The sequence below is a fragment of the Limibacter armeniacum genome, assembly GCF_036880985.1.
In the GTDB taxonomy this organism is placed as follows: domain Bacteria; phylum Bacteroidota; class Bacteroidia; order Cytophagales; family Flammeovirgaceae; genus Limibacter; species Limibacter armeniacum.
Window position 1 is genome coordinate 148875 of the sequence record NZ_JBAJNO010000009.1, and the last position, 24905, is coordinate 173779.

At 39.1% G+C, this 24905-nt stretch carries 19 protein-coding genes; 15 read left to right on the plus strand and 4 right to left on the minus strand.

Annotation, left to right across the window (positions count from 1 at the left end; all coding sequences use genetic code 11):
- The first annotated feature begins 433 nt into the window (after positions 1–433).
- The 7 genes from V6R21_RS18220 (at position 434) to V6R21_RS18250 (ending at position 11487) form a co-directional block, all read left to right on the plus strand.
- Positions 434–1108 (plus strand): hypothetical protein, encoded by a 675-nt coding sequence (locus V6R21_RS18220; protein ID WP_334245018.1) that lies wholly within the window; start codon positions 434–436, stop codon positions 1106–1108.
- A 154-nt stretch (positions 1109–1262) separates the two neighbouring features.
- Positions 1263–2345 carry an AAA family ATPase gene (locus V6R21_RS18225; RefSeq protein ID WP_334245019.1) on the plus strand — a complete coding sequence of 361 codons (1083 nt, stop codon included), beginning with the start codon at positions 1263–1265 and terminating at the stop codon, positions 2343–2345.
- A gap of 536 nt (positions 2346–2881) precedes the next feature.
- On the plus strand, positions 2882–5686 hold the full coding sequence (locus tag V6R21_RS18230) for a TonB-dependent receptor (protein WP_334245020.1): 2805 nt from the start codon (positions 2882–2884) through the stop codon (positions 5684–5686).
- 183 nt (positions 5687–5869) lie between these two features.
- On the plus strand, positions 5870–6019 hold the full coding sequence (locus tag V6R21_RS18235) for a hypothetical protein (RefSeq protein ID WP_334245021.1): 150 nt from the start codon (positions 5870–5872) through the stop codon (positions 6017–6019).
- A gap of 346 nt (positions 6020–6365) precedes the next feature.
- Complete coding sequence (locus tag V6R21_RS18240) at positions 6366–7697, plus strand: quinol:cytochrome C oxidoreductase (protein ID WP_334245022.1); 1332 nt, start codon at positions 6366–6368, stop codon at positions 7695–7697.
- A 260-nt stretch (positions 7698–7957) separates the two neighbouring features.
- Positions 7958–9352 (plus strand): DNA repair protein RadA, encoded by a 1395-nt coding sequence (gene radA, locus V6R21_RS18245; protein ID WP_334245023.1) that lies wholly within the window; start codon positions 7958–7960, stop codon positions 9350–9352.
- 311 nt (positions 9353–9663) lie between these two features.
- Complete coding sequence (locus V6R21_RS18250) at positions 9664–11487, plus strand: OmpA family protein (protein ID WP_334245024.1); 1824 nt, start codon at positions 9664–9666, stop codon at positions 11485–11487.
- A gap of 84 nt (positions 11488–11571) precedes the next feature.
- Here the strand turns inward: V6R21_RS18250 and V6R21_RS18255 are convergent, their stop codons facing one another.
- Positions 11572–11817, minus strand: a complete 246-nt coding sequence (locus V6R21_RS18255) for a hypothetical protein (RefSeq protein ID WP_334245025.1) — start codon at positions 11815–11817, stop codon at positions 11572–11574.
- 144 nt (positions 11818–11961) lie between these two features.
- Complete coding sequence (locus tag V6R21_RS18260) at positions 11962–13008, minus strand: hypothetical protein (protein WP_334247586.1); 1047 nt, start codon at positions 13006–13008, stop codon at positions 11962–11964.
- Between the two features lie 623 nt (positions 13009–13631).
- Between V6R21_RS18260 and glgP the strand changes: the two genes are divergently transcribed.
- From glgP to V6R21_RS18280, 4 genes are all read left to right on the plus strand, one after another.
- The gene (gene glgP / locus V6R21_RS18265; RefSeq protein ID WP_334245026.1) at positions 13632–15284 is read left to right on the plus strand and encodes an alpha-glucan family phosphorylase; all 1653 of its coding nucleotides are present in this window, start codon (positions 13632–13634) and stop codon (positions 15282–15284) included.
- 184 nt (positions 15285–15468) lie between these two features.
- Entirely contained in the window at positions 15469–15882 is a 414-nt protein-coding gene (locus V6R21_RS18270) for a hypothetical protein (RefSeq protein WP_334245027.1), read from the plus strand.
- A gap of 71 nt (positions 15883–15953) precedes the next feature.
- Entirely contained in the window at positions 15954–16400 is a 447-nt protein-coding gene (locus V6R21_RS18275) for a GNAT family N-acetyltransferase (protein WP_334245028.1), read from the plus strand.
- Positions 16401–16606: 206 nt separating this feature from the next.
- Positions 16607–18178: a long-chain-fatty-acid--CoA ligase gene (locus V6R21_RS18280; protein ID WP_334245029.1), complete on the plus strand. Its 1572-nt coding sequence runs from the start codon at positions 16607–16609 to the stop codon at positions 18176–18178.
- A 79-nt stretch (positions 18179–18257) separates the two neighbouring features.
- Here the strand turns inward: V6R21_RS18280 and V6R21_RS18285 are convergent, their stop codons facing one another.
- Both V6R21_RS18285 and V6R21_RS18290 read right to left on the minus strand, forming a co-directional pair.
- On the minus strand, positions 18258–18548 hold the full coding sequence (locus V6R21_RS18285) for an RNA recognition motif domain-containing protein (RefSeq protein WP_334245030.1): 291 nt from the start codon (positions 18546–18548) through the stop codon (positions 18258–18260).
- A gap of 362 nt (positions 18549–18910) precedes the next feature.
- Positions 18911–19396 carry a hypothetical protein gene (locus V6R21_RS18290; protein WP_334245031.1) on the minus strand — a complete coding sequence of 162 codons (486 nt, stop codon included), beginning with the start codon at positions 19394–19396 and terminating at the stop codon, positions 18911–18913.
- A 320-nt stretch (positions 19397–19716) separates the two neighbouring features.
- Between V6R21_RS18290 and V6R21_RS18295 the strand changes: the two genes are divergently transcribed.
- The 4 genes from V6R21_RS18295 to V6R21_RS18310 all read left to right on the plus strand — a co-directional run bounded on the left by V6R21_RS18295 (position 19717) and on the right by V6R21_RS18310 (position 24748).
- Positions 19717–20514: a tetratricopeptide repeat protein gene (locus V6R21_RS18295; RefSeq protein WP_334245032.1), complete on the plus strand. Its 798-nt coding sequence runs from the start codon at positions 19717–19719 to the stop codon at positions 20512–20514.
- 7 nt (positions 20515–20521) lie between these two features.
- On the plus strand, positions 20522–21310 hold the full coding sequence (locus tag V6R21_RS18300; RefSeq protein WP_334245033.1) for a tetratricopeptide repeat protein: 789 nt from the start codon (positions 20522–20524) through the stop codon (positions 21308–21310).
- Between the two features lie 6 nt (positions 21311–21316).
- On the plus strand, positions 21317–22108 hold the full coding sequence (locus V6R21_RS18305; RefSeq protein WP_334245034.1) for a tetratricopeptide repeat protein: 792 nt from the start codon (positions 21317–21319) through the stop codon (positions 22106–22108).
- Positions 22109–22351: 243 nt separating this feature from the next.
- Complete coding sequence (locus V6R21_RS18310; protein WP_334245035.1) at positions 22352–24748, plus strand: endonuclease MutS2; 2397 nt, start codon at positions 22352–22354, stop codon at positions 24746–24748.
- Positions 24749–24905: the final 157 nt, after the last annotated feature.

Below are 24905 nucleotides of genomic sequence, written 5' to 3' on the forward strand. Positions count from 1 at the left end.
TTTCAATAAAGAAACCTTCACAACTAATCGTAATATTTTCAATCATTGCCTAACGAGCGTACATCTACCCCCTGATACACTTACCAAAACATTTAGCTCAGACAAGGTTTTGAAGCCTAATTGCGGAAGACTTGGCTAGTACACTTGACCACAATTCCTTCTCCTAATAGAAAGATATTCTTTGGAAGAAAGAACAAGTCAAAAAATAATACCCAACTGTTAATTGAATACTTGTAAAAGAATATTCATGTGGAAATACAGGAAAATACTAAATTGAACTTCGAAAGGATTTTTTACTCTTTAATCAAGGCAATTTTTTCTTTCAAACTTCAGCACAGTCACTAGACCTGTTCTCCAAGTTTAGTTGACAAAGGAAAAACCAAACCAATTCTTTATTTCAAACCCTGCCATTAGGCTATTTAACTATTCAAAAATGAAAGAACTAACACAAACCCTTATCTACATTCATGCATTCCTTGGTGGCTTAGGACTTCTCAGTGGTATAGCCAGTGTTATTACAAAAAAAGGAAGCAAGCCACACACCCAATCAGGAAAAGTCTTTTCCATTGCCATGATTGGAAGTGCTGTCCTATCGCTGATTGTTGCGAGAGTGCCGGAGCATGAAAATCTCTTCTTATTTCTGATAGGGATCTTCACCATTTACATGGTTTTGGCTGGTAATCGAGCACTAACGCTAAAGTACCCCAACAAAAGTCAAGCTGATATTATTGATAAGTCAATATCAGGTCTCATGTTACTTGGCTCTATTGCCATGCTTGCCATTGGGGGTTATAACCTGACCAAAAATAACAATGAAGGTACATTATTCCTGTTTTTTGGAGGGTTTGGACTTTTCATGACCATCACAGACTTTAAGTCATTCAAGACCTTCAAAGAACAAAAGAGCCTCAGGCTAAAGAATCATATTGGCAGAATGGTGGGTGCTTTAATCGCATCCTTTACAGCTTTTATTGTAGCAGGCTTAAACCTGAATAGCACAATTGCATGGATCAGTCCAACCATTGTTGGCACTATGTATATCATTTTCTGGACAAGAAAATTAAAGACGGACAAAAGACCAATTGAAGAAAAGCAACTGATCAAATAGCTAAATAGAGTCGCTCAAAAGTTTCACTAAGGTCACACATGTTTTGACTCACTTTTGAAAAACCAATTATGCTAATGCCTATTTTAATGGGCATTTTTTCATATTGGCAAATTTTATAACCAGTTAATTTTTTCACAAACAGATTTACATTCTTATGGTAAAAGACCTGATTAACGCATTTGATGATTACGATGACTTCCGTAAAAACAAATATTTTGTTCTTTGCTATGATACCATTCCATCTCAACTCACCATGGAACTCCCATTGAAAGAAAATAAGGAGAATATGGAGTTGGCGATCGAGCTTATCAACCCAGCATCGATGAACTTGGAAGTCATATACAAAGTTTGGAACACGGAAGACTCCAATGATGCTACACTGGAAAAAGACTACCCTTATGACTATACTTTCAAGGGAAAGTCGAATAGCATTATGGTATTGGTAGAATTGAACAACAATGAATTATTTGTCCAATTTCTCTATGATGCTGCAGATAAAGCACTTGAAAAATGGGTATTAGAAACTAACCATAAACTTAGGTCACAATTGGGGTTAAGGAAAACACCCATTTTTAAAGTCTTGACAAAAGGAAGGGATAAGTTTGATACAGAGGAAGTAAAGGCAGATCACTTTGAGATAGACCTTGACAACCTGTATAATGACAGTTTCAAACCTGTGGATAAAATTATACAAACATCTCTTGAGAAGGATAAAGCAGGCTTGATACTGCTTCATGGCACTCCAGGTACTGGGAAGACTTCTTACATCAAGAGCCTTATCAGTCAACACAAGGAGAAGTCATTTATTTTTGTTCAAAATGAGTTCGTACAAGAACTTCTTGACCCTGAGTTTATTTCTTTTTTGCTCAAACACCGGAATGCCATTCTCATTATTGAGGATGCAGAAAAAGTGATTACAACCAGAGAGGATTCCAAAGTAAACTCTGTTGTGTCGAACATTCTTCAACTGACTGACGGACTTTTCAGTGACTATCTGAGCATAAAAATTATTTGCACCTTTAATACCAGTATTGACAAGATAGACAAAGCACTGTTACGAAAAGGAAGGATGATCGCTGATTATGAGTTTGAACCGCTTACCAGTGATAAAACAAATAAGCTGCTTGACACTTTAGGACATCATTCAGAGAAGGAAGAAATGACATTAGCAGATATCTTCAATTATACAGACAAAGGGTTTGAGCAGGTGGAAAAAGCCAACAAAATCGGATTTTAACTTGTATAACAACTCCTACACCCACCTTTGATCTTACAAAAGCATCTTCTATAAAATCACTATTGCAGTCAGGGCTTAAGTACTCTGACTGCATACTTATATTCGCCTTCTTTCTCTCTAAGCCAAAACACTCCTCTTCCTCAATACATCGTGATAGTTAGAAACAGCTCTTTTCCTATAAAAGCTAGATGATAACCGAACATTTAAGTATTCATTCCAAAAATTTCTTCAAAAAAAGTTTCCTAGCATAAAAAGCTGATTCATTCTTATTGAATAAACCTTCTATTCAAATAGTTAACACTTAAGTATTGATAATCAATTATTTATATAACGAATTAGTTAAGTATTAACATTACACTTAAATGAGTAAATATTCATTATTCAAACTTATCTACATATAATATTTTATACTGATATTGTGCGTTTATAAAGAATTAATATAGATTTACACAGAACTCAACAAAATATTTCAACTATAATTAAATCTTATTAACAAACTTTTAATATCCAGTTCAATTCAACAAATCATATTATTTATGAAACAAATCATTGCACTTTTTATTACCACCTTTTTATTGGGAATAGGCAGCTTATATGCTCAAGAACGTGTTGTCAAAGGTACAATACTTGGAGATGACCAACTACCGCTAGTTGGAGCCACAATTATGGAAAAAGGCACCAACAATGGTACAACCACAGACGTAAACGGTCTCTATACAATTAAAGTTAAAGGAGATGCTATACTTGTTGTCCGTTATATCGGATTCAAGGAGACTGAGATCAACTTGGGCACAGCCAAAAGTTTCGATGTAACAATGGAATTGGATCAACTAGAAGAAGTTGTTATTGTAGGTACCAGAGGTGCTCCAAGAAGTGACGCTGACACCCCTGTCCCAGTTGATGTAGTGGGAACAAAAGAACTAGCACAAACTGGTCAGCTTACTTTTGACAAGGCACTGCAATACAAAATACCATCATTTAACACGGTTCAAACTCCTGTAAATGATGCAACTTCACTACTTGACCCATATGAAATCCGTAATATGGGGCCATCCAGAACACTGATTCTGATCAATGGCAAGAGAAAAAACCTTAGTTCGCTGCTTTACACCCAAACAGCACCAGGACGTGGTGAAACGGGTGCTGATATCTCAGCTATCTCAACTTCTGCGATCAAGCGTGTAGAAATCCTAAGAGATGGTGCTTCAGCTCAATACGGTTCTGATGCCATCGCTGGTGTAATGAACATTATTCTGAAAGATGACGCTGACTACGGCTCAATTCAGCTGAACACTGGCATTACCTCAGAAGGTGATGGTGAATCATTTGGCTTGGCTCTAAACAATGGCATCAACCTAAAAGACAAAGGTTTTTTGAACTATACAATTGACCTTTCAAAGGTTTACTTGGCTAACCGCCCAGGTACTGTAAATGCTGAAGGTGATGCATTTGACTTTGAAGCTGATCTGGCAACAGTTGAGGAATTCCTTTCTAGAAAACCCGATGCAGGTAATATCAATGGTTCTCCTGAGACTACTGCAGCCAAGTTCTTGGTTAACGGTGGTGTTAATTTGAATGCTAGCTCACAACTTTACTTTAATGCGGCTTATGTTTACAAGAAAGTAAACAGCTTTGCTAACTACCGTACGCCTTATTGGAGAACAGTAGCAGATATGCCATACTTGGCTGATTTCTTCCCTGCCCCAGGTACGCCAAACGGCTATGATGGCTATGTACCTACTTTTGAAGGTGAACTGAATGACTACAATGCAACAGTTGGTTTCAAGGGACAAACAAATGGCTGGAACCACGATGTCAGCCTAACAGCAGGCGGTAACTCACAAGTCTATACAGTAAGTAATTCTCACAACCGAAATAAGGTGCTTGCACCTGCAACTTGGGTAGATGAAAATAACAACAATGTTGTGGATGATGGAGAGGTTACCCAAGATAATCAATTATATAGAGAGAATAGTCCTGTAACTTTTGATGTAGGGGGAACTGCATTTAACCATTTGGTAGGAAACTTGGATATATCAAAAAGAGTGGTTCCAAGTTTAAGTATTGGTTTTGGTGCAGAATTCAGAACAGAGGTTTTCACAGTGATCGAAGGGATTCTAGCTTCGTACGATGGTGGTGGTGCTGACTCATTTGCCGGTAATACACCAGAGAACTCAGGCGCTTTCAACCGCTATAACTTGGGTGGTTATTTTGACTTGGCTTGGGACATCACTGACAACTTCCTAGTTAATGGTACCATCAGAGGTGAAAACTATAGTGACTTCGGTAACACATTTGTATGGAAGCTTAGCTCTAGGTACAAAATGATGGATGACAAGATGACAATCAGAGCCTCTGCCTCAACTGGATTTAGAGCACCTACTCTACATCAGATCTACACCCAGAAAGCACAGTATTCATTTGTACCTGGTCAAGGTATCCAAGTTGGAGGTTTAGTAAACAACGTTTCACCTCAAGCTAGTCTTTTGGGTATTCCTCAGTTAAAAGCTGAAAAATCGACCAACCTGACAGCTGGTTTGGGCTTTAAGCCTAACAGTAATTTCAGTGTGACACTCGACTACTACAACATTGCGGTTGAAGACCGTATTGTATTGAGTACGGAGATCTCAGGTACTGAAGCAGGTGACACACCTCTTGATCAAGTGCTAGAAGACAATAATATGAGTGACGTAAGCTTCTTTGTAAATGCTATTGACACAAGAACTTCAGGTATTGACTTTGTAGCAAGCTACAGAGACCTTCCATTGGGTACAGGCTTTATTGGGTTGAACCTTTCAGGTAACTATACTATCCAAAACGAAAGAGAAGGTGAAGTAAAAAACCCTAAGCTTGTAGAGGATGCAGGACAATCAGTTGTAAACGCTACTCAGGAAGCATTATTCTTTACTTCAAGACCAAAAACAAAATGGATATTCGGTGTTGACTATAGTATCAGCAAGTTCAATGTAGCAGTCAACAATACTTACTTCGGTAAAACAACCTTTAAGCAGCAAGGTCTGGATGAAAATCTGAGAACTGAGTTTACCCCTAAAATTGTAACTGATTTGTCTGTTACTTACAATGCTACTGAGAAGTTGACAATCGCTGCCAACATCAATAACATCCTGAATGTATTGCCAGAATGGAAATTTGTTGCAGAAAACGAGGAAGGCCAAAAGCTGATGGATAGCAAGGAAGTGACAGCTTCAGGTCTTACTCCAATTGAAGATCAGTCAAACCTGATCACATTTAACCAACGTTACTCTCAAATGACTTATGATGGTTCACACTTCAGTCAGTTAGGTACACTATTTAACTTGTCTGTGAATTACAAATTCTAATCTATCTATCTTTTTATTTCAATATACTTCGAGGCTGTCTCTAAAGGGACAGCCTTTTTTTATTATCAAAAGCACATCCCTGCTTAAAATCATCCTTTTCTATTGATCCTCATCAACTTAACTTCAAGTTAAAACGTCTACATTACACTTATACAAATAACTACAAATTAAACCTTTACTGCTATGACAAAAGAAAATCTGTATGCATTAGTGATGTTTATTATCTTATTCCTGCTTTTGGGGTTTTCAAATCTCAGTCAGTTTAAAGATACCCCTACAGGTGCTGATTCCGACAATACAGAAAATGTTCTGAAGCAATCAGACTTCGAGTAGCTGATACAACATAAAATGATTGCTTTGATTTATACAAAACAAAATAGCATAAATAAGCATGAGCATTTTCTTCAAAAAGAAAGTGGTCCTTTGTACGAATGTGCCTATTTAATCACCAACAAGACATTGCCCTCATTTAGGACTGTATAGTTTCATCCTATTTTTTGAGGGGCAATTACTAATCGACCTCCCTTCCCTATTCCCTCTAGCCAACCTTTTAAAAATCAGATTTTTCCTATAAATGGAAAAGATCATTGTAAATATGTGTTGTAGAATTATATATTATCAATAGCACACTGATTACAGGCGTAAGTCTGCATAATTCCCAACCCAAAAACTGCAACTTATGGATGAACACACACACACTCCTGTCGATGTAAAGGAAAATTTTGTACTAACCCCTGCCCTCAAAGGATTAATCGCAAGACTGGCCATTATTGGTGGTATCGTAACAGTTGTTGGACTGATCATTATCCTTTTGGGAGGTGTAGAGGGGATTTTTCACACTGGGGGTCATGATGCAGCACATGGAGCTGCGGGCAGTCACGGAGGAGAACATGCAGGCGAACATCATGCTGTATTCCACTGGACTGATATCATCAAATCCAACCTTTGGACCAATACAGTGTTCTTCTTAGGAATGTCCTTGCTCGGGTTTTTCTTTTTTGCTGTTCAATATGCAGCTAATTCGGGGTGGTCAGTTCCTATTGTCCGCGTCATGATGGCATTTGGAAGATATGTACCTATAATGGGTATACTGCTGTTTCTCATTTTCCTTTGGGGAAACCACCAGATTTTCCACTGGACACATGGCTACCTATATGAAAAAGGAAATCCAGATTTTGATCCAATTCTCTATAATAAACGAGGCTTTCTCAATATTCCCTTCTACCTGATCAGGATGGTTTTCTTTGTTGGCGTTTGGACCCTGTTCTGGTGGATGCTTAACAAAATCACTGTCAATGAAGATCAGCATATAGACTCTGTAGTGCACTTCAGAAGGTCACAACGGATCTCTGTTGCTTTTCTCATATTCTTTGGTGTATCTGAATCCATTGCCTCTTGGGATTGGATAATGTCGATAGACCCACACTGGTTCTCTACCTTGTTTGGGTGGTATTGCTTATCCAGCTGGTTGGTAGCAGCACTCTGTGCCATGACCTTTATTACGATTATGCTTCAGCAGCGAGGATACCTCAAGATCGTCAATGAAAACCATTTGCATGATTTAGGCAAATACATCTTTGGTTTCTCCATCTTCTGGTCATACCTATTTATTTCACAGTTCTTGTTGATCTATTACGCCAACATGCCTGAAGAAACTATTTATTTTGTAGATAGATTGGGCAACCCTGATTATAAAGGACTTTTCTTCTTCATGCTGTTCCTAAACTTCCTGTTCCCTCTGCTGGCACTGATGACAAGAGATGCCAAACGGAAAAAGACTTTCCTAAAAGTTATCTGCCCAATTGTATTTATTGGACACTGGCTGGACTTCTATTTATTGATCACACCAGGTACACTTAAATCCATGGGTGGTATGAGCCTATTTGCCGTAGGAGTTGGCTTGGTATTTTTGGCAGGTTTTGCTTTTACAGTATTCAAAGGGTTAACCAAACATTCTCTGATTCCTGTAAACCATCCACTACTAGACGAAGCGATTAATCATCACACTTGATAAGCACCATTTCAGGTTACACAATATAAAGGTCAGGTACGTAAGTACCTGACCTTCTTTTATTCCTTTCATCGCCTTAGTAAAAGTCATTACAAGATCATTTTATCAATATTGAGTAAAATTTGTTATCCTTTTAAAGTTCAACTTAATTTATTGTTTGAATTTCAAAAGGGAGATCAGATCAGGCCTATGTCCATTCTTAATGAAAGGACTCCTATTTCCCTTTAAGCTTAAGTCTAAAATCTTGTATCTTATATATCATGGCAAAAAAGGTGAAAACGGCATATCTCTGTCAGAACTGTGGTTTTGAATCTGCCAAATGGCAAGGAAAGTGCCCTTCATGCAACGAGTGGAACACATTTGTAGAAGAAATCCTTCAGGACAAAAATGCCGCTCCACAAAAGGGAAGCTGGCAACCCACAAGCAGTAGTGAACCTGCAAAAAAAGTGGCAAACAAACCTGTAGCCATCAAGGAAATATCCTACAAAGAAGAAAACAGGATTGTCACAACAGATCAGGAACTCAACAGGGTATTGGGTGGAGGCATTATGCCTGGCTCTGTTGTACTGATAGGTGGTGAACCCGGTATCGGTAAATCCACACTGATGTTACAGATTGCCCTTACCCTCAACAAGCAGAAGGTGTTGTATGTATCAGGTGAGGAAAGCGACCAGCAGATCAAACAAAGGGCAGAAAGAATCCCATTTGTTTCTGAGCAGTGCTTTATCCTGACAGAAACAAACACTCAGAATATTTTTCAGCAGACTGAACAGCTCAAGCCAGATGTTGTCGTAATTGACTCCATCCAAACCCTTTCCTCTTCTTTTCTGGAGGCGGCGGCAGGAAGTGTCTCCCAAGTGAAAGAGTGTACAGCTGAGCTGATTCGTTTTGCCAAAGAAACAGGAACACCGGTTTTTATGATTGGTCACATCACCAAGGATGGTAATATTGCTGGACCAAAAGTACTCGAACATATGGTAGATACTGTACTTCAATTTGAGGGAGATCGCCATATGGCATACCGTATTCTAAGAACCAACAAGAACAGGTTTGGCTCAACATCAGAGTTAGGGATTTATGAGATGCAGTCTTCGGGACTTCGGGAAGTAAATAATCCGTCAGAGATACTTCTTTCACAAAGGGATGAAGCTTTAAGTGGCATTGCCATCGGAACTGTCATGGAAGGTAACCGTCCGCTGCTGGTGGAGGTACAATCATTGGTTACCCCATCGGTATATGGCAACCCTCAAAGAAACAGCAATGGTTTTGACACCAAACGCTTGAATATGCTTTTGGCGGTTCTGGAAAAAAGAGGTGGATTCAGGCTCAATTTCTCTGATGTATTTCTGAACATCACAGGTGGTTTACGGGTAGAAGACCCTTCCATCGATTTGGCAATCTGTGCATCCATGATTTCCTCTCATGAAGACTGGTCTTTGGAAAATGACATCTGCTTTGCTGCTGAAGTGGGCTTGGGAGGTGAAATCAGGGCTGTCAGCCGAATTGAAAACAGAATTTCAGAAGCTGAAAAGCTAGGTTTCAAGCATATATTTGTTTCGAAATACAACCTGAAAGGACTGGAATTAGATCATTATAAAATCAAGGTTCATCCAGTAGCTAGGTTAGATGAACTTACTGAAAGCCTATTTTCTTGAGATAAAATTACTCAGCAATAACTTTCGTCTTTACAGGAGGGCTTAAGGGAATGTATTACAAATACCTTTTCTTAAGCCCTCTTTGGCTCAACACCTGTAGCTCTATTTATTGCGGCATATGATTTGAGTGAAATCCCTTCATTAAAATTGCACTTTTTCAATCAGGATATTTTTATACTTTTGAATAAATACTTGCAATTACAACATTTACTATCTGATTCTTATATTCAATGAAGACCCCCTATTTACTAGTTATACTGCTTCTGCTTTCATTTCAAGGGTTACAAGCACAAAGTTCAAAGGCTCAGAAAATGCTAAAAAAAGCTGAGGCCTATGTCAAATCACGGCAGACACTGGAAGCTGAAAAAGAGCTTCAGAAACTGTTAAGCATGGAGCCTGACTATGGAGAAGCACATTACCTACTTGCCTATACCTACATGATGACTCGTAGGGACCATCAGGCACGCAAAGAGTATGAAGAGATCATAAGGTGCTGTGGTGAAGATATCAGGTTTAGTTCAGTCTATTTCACCTTAGCTCAGTACGAGATCCGTGATGGCCACTATGAAAAAGCTAAAGAATATGCAGAGAACTTTCTGGCTAAAAACAAAGACCCTAGAACCAAGAGAGAAATAAACGCGGCTAATAAAATCATCAGGATTTCAGATTTTGCCATTGATGCGAAACAGCATCCACTAGATATTGTTACACACTCACTTGGCGACACTGTCAATCAGCTAGAGCAACAGTACTTCCCAGTCATTACAGCAGACAATGAAACATTATTTTTCACTGCTAGAAATGCCATGGATGATGAGAACCTTTACGAATGTAGCTGGCAGGGAGACCATTGGTCAGAACCTACCGAAATTAAAGTCTTAAATACCCCTTACAATGAAGGTACTTGCAGTATCTCTGCTGACGGAAAAACCATCATCTTCACTTCATGTGAAAGAACAAGGGAGCGTGACTCTTACGGTAGCTGTGACCTCTTTATAAGCCGAAAAATTGGAGGGGAATGGGGCAAGCCCCAAAATATGGGATTACCAGTCAATTCAAGATACTGGGAATCACAGCCTGCACTTTCCGCTGATGGCAGAAAGCTCTACTTTGTTTCTGACCGACCAGGAGGAGTTGGTAGAAAAGACATATGGGTTTCTACGATGGACTTCGATGGAAACTGGAGTAAACCGGACAATGTGGGAAAACCTATCAATACCGAAGGTGACGACTTATCACCGTTCCTTCACGCCAATGGAAAAACCATGTATTTCGCCTCAGCAGGACACCTTGGTTTTGGAGGGCTAGACCTCTTTATTTCAGAAATGGACTCTACCACATGGGGGGAACCAAAAAACTTAGGATACCCTCTTAATGACCAACAGGAACAAGTATCGCTTTACATCACTGCTGATGGCAAAAAAGCCTATTACTCTAAAGAAGTAGCCCGTCAGGAAGATGGTATTACCAGAAGCCATATCACTGTTTTTGACTTACCATCAGGCATGGAACTTAGTACTCCAACTGGGTTTGTAAAAGGAACTGTGTATGATGCTAAAACAAAACAGCCAATCAAGGCATATTTGGAACTGAAAGAACTAAGCTCTGACGAACTGGTATCTGCTGTATTCTCTGACCCTAAACATGGAGATTACCTGACTGTCATTCCAAGAGGCAAGCAATATGGCATGTATGTTTCAAGACCTGGCTATCTCTTTAAGACTTTGTCTTTTGACTATAGAAGTCAGGATACGGAAGGATTGGAAATGGACATTTACCTTGACCCAATTGAAAAAGGAAAGTCCATTACATTGAACAACATCTTTTTTGAGCACGACTCATACGCCTTGCTAGATGAATCCAAATCAGAGCTTGATCATGTAGTAAACTTTCTGAAACGCAACTCCGATTTGAATATTGAGATTAGCGGCCATACAGATAATACAGGTGATAAAAACCATAACAAGCAACTTTCCATGAAAAGGGCTGAAACAGTGGTTAATTACTTAAAAGAGCATGGTATTCCAGCAGAAAGAATGAAATCAATCGGTTATGGTGAGTCAAAACCATTGGTACCAAATGACTCTGAGGAACACCGCGCCAAAAACCGTAGAATCGAGTTCAGTGTAATTTGATTTTTATATCTTCTTTAAATACGAAAAGGTCCGCAGTACAAACCTGAATTTGTTATTGCGGACCTTTTATTATGCTTTTAAGACTTAGTTTAGTGAGTAGCTTTTAGCAACCAACTCTTCAACTGTCCAATATTCCAAAGATTCAACGAACCGTTCCAAAGTATAAAAACGGTCCTTTTCTGTCATTGATTTCCCTGCCAGTAGGATCGTCCCATCTTCTGCCCTCCTTATGTTTACAAATGGAGCATCTTCAACAAGTTCAAAACCAGAATTGTGGAGTTTGTCGCTCAAGTAATCTTCAAGCAAGCTGATTTTTTCTGATAGTTGCATAAAATAGTAAGTCAGTTATTGTTACATATCAAAACCCCCACTATAACAAATGGAAGTTAGGATTGGCTTTTTTGTTGATTGCCAAAATGTAAACACGACCAGACTTAAAATTGTGCAAACTTACCTGTTAATAATCAATAAACATTAGATCATCGCCTTATACTTGTTTTGCTTTTTAAGTAGCAGCTCCATATTCTCAGTCAGGATTTCTCCCATACTCTCACACTTCAAAAACTTTTCATGGTCAAAATGTTTCTGAAGGTCTTCTCTAAGTGAGACAACATTATTTCGGGGTGCTATCTTATCAGAGCGCATGGCACGTAAGATATCCCTCGCCCTATGTCTGGAACCGATCAACCTTGTAGCCATCATAAAACGTTCCTCAGCCTGGTACTGCCTAGTTGATTCGGGTGATATTCTCCCCATCCCTAACTCTATGATCGGCATGTTCTGCTTATAGAACTGAGGCAAGTAAATATTCTTCCTGCCTTCATAACACTGCTGGTCAAAGTCAATTGCCCTGATCCTATAATTGATCTCATCAAAATCAGGGATAATGTTTACCACAAAGTTGCTTGAATGCATATCTCCCAACAACTGCACAAAACATCGCTCATTGAACTTGATAAATTCTTTTGCCAAGCGAATTTTGTTTTGATGCCCATCTTCCAAATAATCTGATATAAACATATCACCTGGTATCCCTGCTATATGCTCTTCAATCAGCGTCTGTTCATGCACCAAAAAATTGACCCTATTCGGGGATAAAATATCTTCCAACTCAAGACCATACACCCTCGAAGCATCTGCCACTTTTATATAGAAGTAATCAAAGTTGTCATTAACCCTATTGACCACTCTTACCCTAAACGGCTGTGTGTTTCCGTAAGAACACAAGTCTACCCGATCAATGTAAAGGTGTTCCATCAAGGAAATATCTCCGTCCGCTTTCAGAGTGGCATAAATCATCTTGAGGTTTTCATGGATTGCTTCCATATCTGCATGGTTATACACAACAGTATACCAAAGGGTATCTTCCCCATGCTTGTCATAAAGAGGAAGTACATTTTCGTACCTGAGCAAATCCTCATAGTGGATTGAAATCGGGGAAATTCTATTGTATTGTTCCAAAAACCTGTGTAGCGGTTCCTGAATTCTGTAAGGCACTTTTTTTCTGCTGATAATAGCCATGGTTGTATCGTCCATTTAGATCGTTTTATGCCAAATGGCAATTTCAAGAGTACAGCTTCAGACTTTGAGCTTACTCACTTTAATAATAACCAAATTCGAGACGGAATAGTGATGATTTAAGTCTCACTTATTTCAGATTGACTTTCATTTCTTTCAAACCAATTCTGTATTTCTGTTTCTTTTCCCATTGAATTTGAAATTAAGCTTACAGATTTCAAAATTAGTTCCTACTATTTAGATTTTCTTGAGTGCTTTCTTCTAATTTTTAAATATTAAAAGTATTTTCAATTGCAATAAAAACAACTTTCCGATCCAGCTATCGGTAATGGTGTTAGCCGCTGTAAGAAGGAGGACTTCCCCTTCTAACAATCCAAATTTTCCTAAAACCAATTAATCATAAACCTCAAAAAATGTAAAAATAACATCTATTTGTAAAACATCATTCGGTTTCGCAACGGGTTTCGGAATATGACCTTCTGAATAGATGATGTAAGTCATAAAATTCTCCTTGATAATTGCGAAAATTTGCCCCGCTTATAAGATTATTACTTTAAATAATAGCAATAGGATTTTAACCCGATGCTATTTTCTGATAGAAACAGAAAAAATCAAAATTCACAAATATGTCACGTTTCGAGCAATTCAAGCATTCTTATGCGTACGATCCAAAGTACAAAACGCGTGTTGCATACTTCAGCATGGAGTTCGCCATTGACCAACCTTTAAAAATCTACTCAGGTGGTCTTGGCTTTTTGGCTGGATCCCATATGAGAAGTGCTTATGAACTGAGACAAAACTTTATTGGTATCGGTGTACTTTGGAAGTATGGTTATTATGACCAAATCAGAAAAGGTAACCAAGAAATGGATGTGCTGTTCCAGGAAAAAATCTACAACTTCCTTGAGGATACAAACATCAAATTCACGATTGAAGTAGACGGACACCCAGTTTGGGTAACTGCCAAGTATTTGGCTCCTGAAGTCTTCAATACAGTACCAATGTTCTTCCTGACTACAGACCTTCCTGAGAACGACTACCTATCTCAGTCGATCAGTCACAAGCTGTATGATGCAGATGCTAACGCTAAGGTAGCACAGTATATCCTGTTGGGTATCGGTGGTGCAAAACTGCTTGACGAACTGGAATACAATGCGGATATCTACCACATGAATGAGGCTCACGCACTTCCTTCGGCTTTCTACTTGTACAGCAAGTATAACAGCGTGGAAGAGGTGAAAAAGAGATTGGTATTCACTACACACACTCCAGAGGAAGCAGGTAATGAAAAGCATGAGATCACACTGCTTGACAAGATGGGTTACTTCTGTGGTAAACCACTTGAGGAAGTTAGAAAAGTCACTGGCATCACGGGTGACATGTTTGCACACTCACTGGCTGCATTGAGATTCTCAAAAATTGCCAACGGCGTATCTGCCCTTCATGGTGAAGTATCAAGACAAATGTGGGCTAAGTATGACAACATCTGTCCGATCGTTTCAATTACCAATGCTCAAAATGCGCGTTACTGGAAAGATTACCAGCTGTACGAAGCAATGGAGAAAGGTGAAAACGAAAGACTGATTACCCGCAAGAAATACCTGAAAGAGAAACTGTTTGAAACAGTAGCTGACCAAACAGGTAAAGTTTTGGATCCGAATGCTCTGACTATTGTTTGGGCAAGACGTTTCGCTGCATATAAACGTGCTGACTTGATCACAAAAGACAAGGAGCGTTTCGAGCGAATCCTTGCAAGCACAGAAAGACCAATTCAGATCATCTGGTCAGGTAAGCCTTACCCAATGGACTACGGCGCTGTATCGATCTTCAATAGCCTGGTACACCTTGCTAAGAAATATAAGAACCTTGCAGTATTGGTAGGCTACGAATTGAAGCTTTCAAGAAAACTGAAACAAGGTGCAGATATCTGGTTGAACAACCCTCGTGTACCTAGAGAAGCTTCTGGTACTTCAGGTATGACAGCGTCTATGAATGGTGCTATCAACTTCTCAACTAACGATGGATGGATTCCTGAATTCGCTAGTGGTGAAAACGCATTCGTAATCCCTCGTCCGGATATGAGTAAGCCTGTTCATGATCAAGACAATCAGGATATGAACAGCTTATTGGAAATGTTGGAAGAGACCATCATTCCAATGTACTATGATAAGCCAGAAGAGTGGTTACGTTATATGAAAAACTCTATGCGTGATGTACTTCCATTCTTCGACTCAGGTCGTATGGCACAACAGTACTACGAAAAGGTATACAACTATTAATAGTTTCGACTGTATTAGATAGTCAACATATATTGCAAAGGCAGTGACCACTAATGTGGCACTGCCTTTTTTAGTTATTTAACCTCCTATTCTTAAGCTAAAAGGAACACTCTTATGTTAAAATTCATTTACTATTTAGAATGTCTCCCCTATTTGGACATTCATGACTTAACTGACCACACGTATGAAACTGTTTCGCTTCACTTTGCTCATGCTTATTCTCACTGTCTGTATACTTATCAGCTGTGATGAGACCACACTTCAAGAGACCCCTCCTCCATCGCCTTCGGTACCATATATTATCACCTATACTGTTACAGAGTCAAGCCAAGGAACTGCTGCTGTTTCCATGATTCGCTACGCGCTCAATGATGGCACACTGACAACTGTACTAGACCCCACCTTACCTTGGAGTAGAGAACTGAGCATCAACTCCGGAAACCAAGCTTTTATGGAAGTCAGTGGAAGGTTAACAACTGGAAATATCCTATTGAGAATTGAAGCTAGAAGCGAAGGTAATGTTCTTGAAACGTCCAAGAATTTCAATGAATCAAATGCCAACTTTAGTATCTCTGACACACTTGACATCGAGTTGTAGGATCAGTATTGGCTGAAACAGCTTACAATTTTTATCTTTGACCAGTTTTAAACCTTATACTGACTTTTTAGATGAATTGGCATATCAAGAAATTCGATGAATTAACAAATGTAGAGCTTTATAAACTCCTCGGAGCAAGAAGTGAAGTCTTTATAGTGGAACAGACCTGTCCGTATCAGGATATTGATGGTAAGGATTTTTCAGCATTTCATTTATATGCTGAAAGCAATGGAGAAATCGCTGCTTATGTCAGAATCCTACCTCAGGGCATTTCCTACAATGAAGCGTCAATCGGCAGAGTACTGGTTTCTCAAAACTTCAGAAAACAGGCGCTTGGAAAAGCTGTTATGCAAAAAGCAATTGAATATATGAAAGTGGAGATGCAAGAAAAGAATATCCGAATTTCAGCTCAGGAATATCTGCTAAAATTCTATCAAGATCTTGGATTTAAACAAGTTTCAGCAATGTATCTGGAAGATGATATCCCACATATTGAGATGTTATGGTCTTATGAATAAATTCAAAAATGTCCCTGTATTGATACCTATTCCTCATTAATGTCAGGGACATTCTACCTACCACTCCTCAAACACCCCACAATACCCTACCAATAAAAACTTTGAATTATTTTCAGAGACAGACTAGCCATTATTCATAAAAGTGTATATTTTACATTAATTTATTAAATCAACTCAAACACCTTTAATATTTACATTGCTGCTATATGCTTAACCTTTCAATAATATTAGAAGAAAGTGCACAAAGGGTTGCCCAAAAAGATGCTATTATCTTTGGTGATAACCGAATCAGCTTTTCTGCACTTAATACAGCTGCCAACCAGATTGCCAATGGACTCAGAAGTTTGGGCATCAATAAGGGAGACAAAGTCGCCATTAGTTGTCCTAACCTTCCTTATTTCCCTATGGTCTATTATGGGATTTTGAAGACAGGTGCCATCGTTGTACCACTTAATGTCCTACTCAAAAAGGATGAAGTAGCTTATCACTTGGACAATAGCGATGCAAAAGCATATTTCTGTTTTGAAGGTACAGCTGAACTGCCTATCAGCAAAGAAGGTTATGCAGGGTTTGAAAAGACACCAACCTGTGAACACTTTATTATGATGTCTGCCAAAGCGGGTAGTCCATCACCAATCAAAGGAGTATCCACTTTGAGTGAATTGATGAAAAACCAATCACCAGAGTTTGATACGGAAATGACCAATCCAGATGACACTGCTGTCATTCTCTATACATCAGGAACAACAGGTAAACCAAAAGGGGCTGAGCTTTCTCACTTCAATATATTCTCAAATGCTCAAGCCTCCAGAGACCTGCTAACAATGCAGAACGATGACATTAGTCTCATAACCTTACCCCTATTCCATTCATTTGGGCAAGTGGTACAGATGAATGCTGCCGTACTAAAAGGAATCACTTCAGTATTGGTTCCTAGGTTTGATCCTGAAACAGTACTGAACCTACTTGTAAGACATCGTGTCAGCATATTCTGCGGTGTTCCTACCATGTATTGGGCGCTACTCAACCATCCAGAAGCCGACGACTATAAAGACAAACTGAAAGAAACCTTGAGAATCTGTGCTGCTGGCGGGTCCTCATTGCCAGTTCAAGTATTAAAGGACTTTGAGAACAAGTTTCAGACAACCATTCTGGAAGGGTACGGACTTTCAGAAACAAGTCCTGTCGCTACTTTCAACTTTATGGATAAGATCAGAAAGCCTGGATCGGTAGGATTACCACTTTGGGGTGTCAGTGTAAAGGTTGTAGATGAAAATGGCAAAGAAACCAATACTGGTCAAAAAGGTGAGATTTTGATCAAAGGCCTCAATGTAATGAAAGGTTACTACAAACGCCCTGAAGCTTCTGCTAAAGCTTTGGATAACGGTTGGCTACATACGGGAGATATTGGTAAAATGGACGAAGATGGATATCTCTATATTGTAGATAGAGTTAAGGATATGATCATTAGGGGTGGATACAATGTTTACCCTAGAGAAGTGGAAGAAACCCTTATGAACCACCCTGCCATTTCGATGGCTGCTGTTATTGGCATTCCTCATGAAAAGCATGGCGAGGAAGTAAAAGCCTGCATCGTACTGAAAGAAGGCACCAATGCATCTGAGTCTGAAATACTCGAATGGGTAAAAGCTGAAATGGCTTCTCATAAATACCCAAGGGTTATAGACATTAGAAAAACCCTGCCAATGAATGCTACAGGAAAGATTCTAAAAACAAAGCTCAGGGAAGAAGTAGAAAACACGGCACACCATTCCTGAATTATAATTTCATAAAACAAAAAAGCCCAGAATTGCTTCTGGGCTTTTTATTTATTCTTACTTTCTATCGTCGATAGAATTAGAATCTCTCTCTAAATGAAGGTCTTCTGCTTTGATTGTTGTATTCCTCTCTAGGCTTGGCTTTCTTCACTACAATTGTTCTTCCATTCAGTTCTGTTTCATTCAGGCCTTCAATTGCCTTGAAACCTTCAGCGTCATTAGGCATTTCTACGAAACCGAAACCGCGAGACATACCAGTCTCTCTGTCAAAGATAACTTTTGCGGAATCAACCTCACCGTAAGCACCGAATACTTCTTGCAGATCCTCGCTAGTAGTATCGTAGTGCAATTTTGCAACAAAAATGTTCATTTCAATAAAATAATTTAATAAAGAAAATTAAAGATGTGAGTTATTCATGAGGACCCTCTAGCAAGAGAATTTAAAGGACAGCTTTAGTAGGAAGAACAATGCAGAGATGCCAAAAACTAAAAAAGCAATTCAAGTAAATGCCCAGTACTAATTGTGGACTTCATTAATAAATCTTGGCTAAAGGTAACTCGATACCTGTGGTTATCCAAATAAAAAGGGATAAAAAAAATCTTAAGAAATTAAAATTTTTTCAAGGGTTAACAACCTTCACAATCGTCATTTCATTTTCAATTCAATCGGAAATAAATTAACCAAATATTTGTGAGCAAAACCCTTAAAAAATACAAATAACTAACTTATTATCAGTAATCTTCTAACATCTCATTAATTTCATCTTCTGTCAATCCATCTCCCTCTCCTGAAGCTTTTTTTCCTTTTTTACTTTTCTTTTCCTTTTTCATCTTTTCAGCACGTCTCTCAGCTAGTTCCTTTCGCTTTTCCTTCCATTGTTCCCATTTCTCATCTCCCAAGACTTGCTGCAAATCCTCCTGCCTTTTATCCACCAAAGCTTTCACCTGAGACTTCTTTTCTTCCTTTGAAAGGTTACTGTCTCTCACTTTGATCAGTTCAATGGCAAACTCCTCATTTAAAGTCTTGATTTCTTGAGATTGCTGCTGGTTTAAGGCCAGTTGCTGCTCCATCATGATAGACACCCTTTCCATTCTTTTTTCAATATTCTGGGCTTGACTTTGCCCTTTTCCTGCTCTGCCTTTTTTCCCTTGTGCCATAGTACTAGAAATGACTAGAGACATGACCATAATCAAAATTAATTTCAGGTTCAGTTTCATAATGAATTTGTAATTAATCAAAATGACATTAAAAGTAAGACCGAAGGTACTCTTCATATGTTAAAGTAATAAAATTGAAGCGTATTCCTATGAAAGAAAATTATTTGACCATCCTAAGTTTTTACTGTACGATATTCCCCGTAGCATTCACCTAACGATCTAACACCTACTTTTCCCCCACTTTGGAGACTTCATCAAATTATCCACTCCTCAGTATCAAAAAGAACTATTTCAATAGTAAAGTCAGTTACAACAGTGAAAGATTTCAATCAAATCTTAGACAAACTGGATACAGTAACCCAATCAGTTTTACCTATAGAATGTATACTGTAGTACAAAATTTAATCAGAGCAATATTGCTCTTGGTTTTCATTTTCAATTCAATTCCCCTATCAGCGCAAAACCAACTGGATTTTTCTGGTGACAACGAAGCAGAAAAACTAGTCAAAGAAGCAATGGTATGCAGAGCTAATTTTGAACTGGAGCAATACAGGGTCATGATTGACCAAGCTCTTACGGTAGACCATGATAATTTGATGGCTAACTTCCTGAAAATTGACATGGACCCGTTCTATGCATCTCAACATTTAAATCAATTTGATGAGTTGCTGGCTAATGGAAATGAAGATGAACAGAAACTCATAAAGCTATGGAAAAATGTAAGCTTGTCAGAGCAATGGAAAAGTGAACGCATTGCCATTAGAAACTTACGGCCACTCTTGTATGAACTCGCAAAGAAGTACAAAGGTGATCCATACCTAATGATGCAGCTGGGTGTAATTGCTAAACGTATGAATGACGTTGACAAAGCGATTGAAATTTTTCAGAGCATCTTAGAAGGCAACAATGAAATGGCGCCACCTTACAATATGTTGGGCTATATATATATGGAACAAGGACAGCTTGATACTGCCAAAAAATACTTTGATAAGTACCTGTCCTTAGCACCAGAACTTGCCAACCCCTATGACTCGCAAGGGGATTATTACATGACCAAAGGTGATTATGCCAAAGCATTGGAAATGTTTGAAAAATCGTATTCAATCAACCCTGCCATGACCATATCAAAAGAAAAAGCCGAACAAGCGAAAATGAAGTTGAAAGACGCAAAAAAATGAAAACGCTATGAAAACACACCTAAACATCGTACTGGTAATTTCTCTTTTGATTTTATGTCCTCTCCTGTTGGTAGCACAGGACCAGATGCCGCTATCTGGTGAATCAGATGAAGCAACAAAATTGGTCAGAGAAGCAATGGAATGTAGAGCCAATGCTGAAATTGATAAGTGTGAGAAGCTAGTTGACCAGGCTCTTGAGGCTGACCCCAATAACTTAATGGCCAACTTCATGAAAATGAGTCTTGATTCAAACTACGCCGTTCAGAATAAAGGAAGATTAGACGATCTAATGGATCAGGGTAATGATGATGAAAAAACGCTAATCAGCTTGTGGAGAAACACAAACGAAGAGAAATGGGGTAAAACCAGAGGTGCAACTGTCAATGTCAAAGAGGATATTGACAACCTCTCCAACAAGTATGAAAAAGACAACTACCTGCAACTGCAATTGGCTATGATTGCTATGAACAACGACCAAAAGGATAAGTGCAAGAGCATTTTGGAATCTATTACCGAACGTGACAAAGAGTTTGCACCTGCTCACAACCTGCTTGGTTATGTATTCATGGATGAGGGTAAGATGGACAAAGCAGAAGAGCACTTTGACAAGTACATAGAGCTTGCTCCTGACAAGGCGAACCCATACGACTCCAAAGGGGACTATTACATGGAACAAAAAGATTATAAAAAGGCATGTGAGATGTATGAAAAGGCATACAAAATGGACCCTACAATGGACTGGTCAAAAGAGAAGGCAGAGAAAGCAAAAATGCAAATGGAAGAGGATAAAAAGTAATATACTATGAAAAAGCTTATAAGCTTCATTCAAATATTGGCAATGCTTTGGGCAATACCTGTTGCACTTTATGCCCAAGAAGAAATGCCTTTATCTGGAAGTGAAGAAGCAAACAGGTTAGTAAGAGAGGCAATTGAATGCAGCAGCAATGTGCAAATGGACAGGTCCAAAGAGTTAGTTGATCAAGCCTTGGAACTTGACAAAGACAACTTGATGGCAACCATGATGAAAATGAGTTTTGATTCTGTTTATGCTTCCCAAAATAAAAGCCACTTTGAGGATTTGCTCGAAAGCAGTACAAATGAAGATGAACAGGAACTTGCTCAAGTCTGGAAATCTACCCGAGAAGACATTTGGGGCACTACCCGTGGACCTCTAAAAGATGTCAGTGCTACGATAGATGAACTCTCAGAGAAATACCAAAAGGATTATATCGTTCAGATTCAGCTTGCCTATTTTTCATTTGAAAATGAACAGTATGATCAGGCAAAAGAGATTTACCAGTACCTTACAGAAAGCTACAAGGACAAGGCTGCACCCCACAATATGCTTGGCTATATCTTTATGAAAGAAGGGAAAATGGACAAAGCCAAAAAGCACTTTGACAAGTATATAGCACTTGCTCCTGACCTAGCCAATCCTTATGACTCCAAAGGGGATTACTTTATGGAAGAAGGAGATTACAAAAAAGCATGTGAGATGTATGAGAAAGCATATGAAATGGACCCTTCCATGGAGTGGTCTAAGGAAAAGGCAGAGAAAGCAAAAATGAAAGCGGAAGGAAAAGAGAAGGAGTAAAGTCACACATCAGAACTCTAAAAACCAGTAACAAAAAGGTGCGTTAGTCATTCTAATGCACCTTTTTTATGAAGCTCCTACTCAAATCTATTTTTAGCTATTCTGAATGAAGAGTCAAAAACACTTCCTTTTTAGAAAATTTTGTAGCTTTGTTCTCTTTGCGGAGGTTTCGCCTATTTCAAAAGAAAAACCTCTGCCTGACATATAGAGCATATTTACAGAATATTTTTAGAATTAGACTAAATGCTTTATCCGAGAAATTTAGAGGAGAAAATCGGATTCGATAAAATCCGTGAAATACTGAAAGAAAAATGTAGCGGTGAGGTTGGTAAGCAACTGGTTGACAAGATCAGGTTCAGCGCCAAAGAGGACCTTATTCGCAAAAGGGTTTCTCAGGTAGATGAATTCATGAAAATCATGGCAGGTGAAGATGACTTCCCTGTCAGTAACTATATTGACGTAAGCAGGTACTTAAGTAAAGCATCATTGGAAGGCACATTCCTTTTGGAAGAGGAAATGTATGACCTAAAACGTGCTTTCACTACACTGGACGAATGTCTCAATTTCTTTAGAGGAAGAGAAAAGAGTGAATACCCTGAACTGATTGCCATTAGTAGTACTGTTGAATTTGACAGACAACTTTTGCGTGAGCTTGAAGCGATCATCGATGACAAAGGAAAAGTCAAGAGTAATGCATCCCCTGAGTTGCAACGCATCAGGTCAAGACTAAATGCAGAACAGGCTAGTATTCGAAATAAAGTAGAAAGTGTACTTCGTAACCTGAAGCAAAGAGGGTTTGCTAAAGAAGATGTTAACCCTACAGTCCGTGAAGGAAGGATTGTGGTTCCTGTTGCGGCAGAATACAAGCGTCAAGTAAAAGGATTTGTCCATGATGCATCGTCATCAGGACAAACGGTTTTCATTGAACCTGAAGAACTGCTGAACCTCAATAACGAGATCAAGGACCTGATGTTGAAAGAGCGTCAGGAAGTGGTGAGGATTCTGACTAAACTCACTGATAAAATCCGCCCTGAAATCCCTAGCCTGACTAGGGGTAACAAATACTTAGGATTAATGGATTTTATCCGTGCCAAAGCTAAATTAGCGGTAGAACTTGAAGCCATCAAACCTGACTTTGTTGCTGAACCAAAAGTAGAGTGGTACCATGTAAAGCACCCTCTCCTTGTTTTGAGTTACAAAAATACTGACCGTTCCGTTGTAGCCCAAAACATCAAGCTTGATGAAGAAGTTGGCAGGATTGTACTGATTTCTGGCCCCAATGCAGGTGGTAAGTCCGTTGCATTGAAAACAGTCGGACTGATTCAGTACATGTTTCAGTGTGGACTGTTAGTACCGATGGTTGAAGGTTCCAAAATGGGTATTTTCGAAGACCTGTTTATGGACTATGGTGATGAGCAGTCTCTAGAAAATGACTTGAGTACGTATAGTTCTCACCTAACCAATATGCGTCACTTCCTCAAGAAATCATCCGACAAGAGTTTGATTTTGATTGATGAGTTTGGAGCAGGTACGGAACCAGAACTGGGTGGAGCCATTGCTGAGGCTATTTTGGAGCAGCTGAACAGGCAAAAGGCATTTGGTGTGATCACTACGCACTACGCCAACCTAAAACTCTACGCTGACAAGACAGAAGGGCTAATGAATGGTGCCATGCGCTATGATGTGGAAAACCTTCAGCCTCTTTACAAGTTGGAGCAAGGTCAGCCTGGTAGCTCGTTTGCACTGGAAATCGCAGGTAAGATCGGTCTTCCGAAAAAAGTGGTCAACATTGCCAGACACAAGGCTGGCCGTAAGAAGATCAACATGGAGCAATTGTTACTTGATCTTGAAAGCGAGAAAAAGACGCTTCGTGAGCAGAACTTTCAACTGAAGCAGAAAGAGAACCAACTAAAGCAGTTAATAGACAAATACGAGCACCTGAAAACAAGACTTGAGACCAGTAAGGAAAAAGTCATGAACAAAGCTCGAATTGAAGCGGAGAAACTCCTGGTAACTGCCAACAAAAAGATTGAGCATACCATCAAGGAGATTCGTGAGACACAAGCCGATAAGGAACGTGCAAAGAAACTCCGTGCGGATATTGACTCCTTCAAGGAAAAGGTAAAACCTGAAAAACTCTCTGAAAAGACCAAGGAATACGAAGTCATTGGCGGCACTATCACCATCGGTGACAAGGTGAAGCTAAAAGACCAAGAAACCTTTGGTGAAATCATGGAGATCAATGGCAAAGAAGCCAGAGTAATGATAGGTGAATTGGAATCTTTCATCAGGTTGAACCGACTTGTTCGTATCAGCTCAAAAGAGTATCGCAAAGAAACTCGTGACCGCTATTCAACAACAAGTGCAGGGGCTAACCTTCACCAAAAACAGGTGGACTTCTCTCCTAATCTTGACCTGAGAGGCAAAAGAGCTGAAGAAGTAATGTTCCTGCTTGATGACTTTATGGACACAGCTATCATGCTGGGTCAAACAAGTTTACGAATTGTCCATGGAAAAGGAACGGGTGCTTTGAGGGAAGTAGTCAGAAACCATCTGAAGACTTTTGGAGGTATCAAAAACGTTTCAGATGAACATCCGGACAGAGGTGGTGCAGGTGTAACAGTCATTACACTACGATAAAAATTCACCGCACCTCACACCCCCTTTAAAGCATTGTTTCACAGTGTTTTAAAGGGGTTTTTATTTTATTTCAAAAAAATTAAAGCTGAATAGCCATTTTTATATAAAAACATTTGTTAAAGAGGAAAACCTGCACTAAATACATATAAATATTCGG

What these genes read in the sequence shown, in the direction of transcription:
- V6R21_RS18220 (WP_334245018.1), top strand. Translation starts at nt 434, where the DNA reads ATGAAAGAACTAACACAAACCCTTATCTACATTCATGCATTCCTTGGT.
- V6R21_RS18225 (WP_334245019.1), top strand. Translation starts at nt 1,263, where the DNA reads ATGGTAAAAGACCTGATTAACGCATTTGATGATTACGATGACTTCCGT.
- V6R21_RS18230 (WP_334245020.1), top strand. Translation starts at nt 2,882, where the DNA reads ATGAAACAAATCATTGCACTTTTTATTACCACCTTTTTATTGGGAATA.
- V6R21_RS18235 (WP_334245021.1), top strand. Translation starts at nt 5,870, where the DNA reads ATGACAAAAGAAAATCTGTATGCATTAGTGATGTTTATTATCTTATTC.
- V6R21_RS18240 (WP_334245022.1), top strand. Translation starts at nt 6,366, where the DNA reads ATGGATGAACACACACACACTCCTGTCGATGTAAAGGAAAATTTTGTA.
- radA (WP_334245023.1), top strand. Translation starts at nt 7,958, where the DNA reads ATGGCAAAAAAGGTGAAAACGGCATATCTCTGTCAGAACTGTGGTTTT.
- V6R21_RS18250 (WP_334245024.1), top strand. Translation starts at nt 9,664, where the DNA reads ATGCTAAAAAAAGCTGAGGCCTATGTCAAATCACGGCAGACACTGGAA.
- V6R21_RS18255 (WP_334245025.1), bottom strand. Translation starts at nt 11,817, where the DNA reads ATGCAACTATCAGAAAAAATCAGCTTGCTTGAAGATTACTTGAGCGAC.
- V6R21_RS18260 (WP_334247586.1), bottom strand. Translation starts at nt 13,008, where the DNA reads ATGGCTATTATCAGCAGAAAAAAAGTGCCTTACAGAATTCAGGAACCG.
- glgP (WP_334245026.1), top strand. Translation starts at nt 13,632, where the DNA reads ATGTCACGTTTCGAGCAATTCAAGCATTCTTATGCGTACGATCCAAAG.
- V6R21_RS18270 (WP_334245027.1), top strand. Translation starts at nt 15,469, where the DNA reads ATGAAACTGTTTCGCTTCACTTTGCTCATGCTTATTCTCACTGTCTGT.
- V6R21_RS18275 (WP_334245028.1), top strand. Translation starts at nt 15,954, where the DNA reads ATGAATTGGCATATCAAGAAATTCGATGAATTAACAAATGTAGAGCTT.
- V6R21_RS18280 (WP_334245029.1), top strand. Translation starts at nt 16,607, where the DNA reads ATGCTTAACCTTTCAATAATATTAGAAGAAAGTGCACAAAGGGTTGCC.
- V6R21_RS18285 (WP_334245030.1), bottom strand. Translation starts at nt 18,548, where the DNA reads ATGAACATTTTTGTTGCAAAATTGCACTACGATACTACTAGCGAGGAT.
- V6R21_RS18290 (WP_334245031.1), bottom strand. Translation starts at nt 19,396, where the DNA reads ATGAAACTGAACCTGAAATTAATTTTGATTATGGTCATGTCTCTAGTC.
- V6R21_RS18295 (WP_334245032.1), top strand. Translation starts at nt 19,717, where the DNA reads ATGTATACTGTAGTACAAAATTTAATCAGAGCAATATTGCTCTTGGTT.
- V6R21_RS18300 (WP_334245033.1), top strand. Translation starts at nt 20,522, where the DNA reads ATGAAAACACACCTAAACATCGTACTGGTAATTTCTCTTTTGATTTTA.
- V6R21_RS18305 (WP_334245034.1), top strand. Translation starts at nt 21,317, where the DNA reads ATGAAAAAGCTTATAAGCTTCATTCAAATATTGGCAATGCTTTGGGCA.
- V6R21_RS18310 (WP_334245035.1), top strand. Translation starts at nt 22,352, where the DNA reads ATGCTTTATCCGAGAAATTTAGAGGAGAAAATCGGATTCGATAAAATC.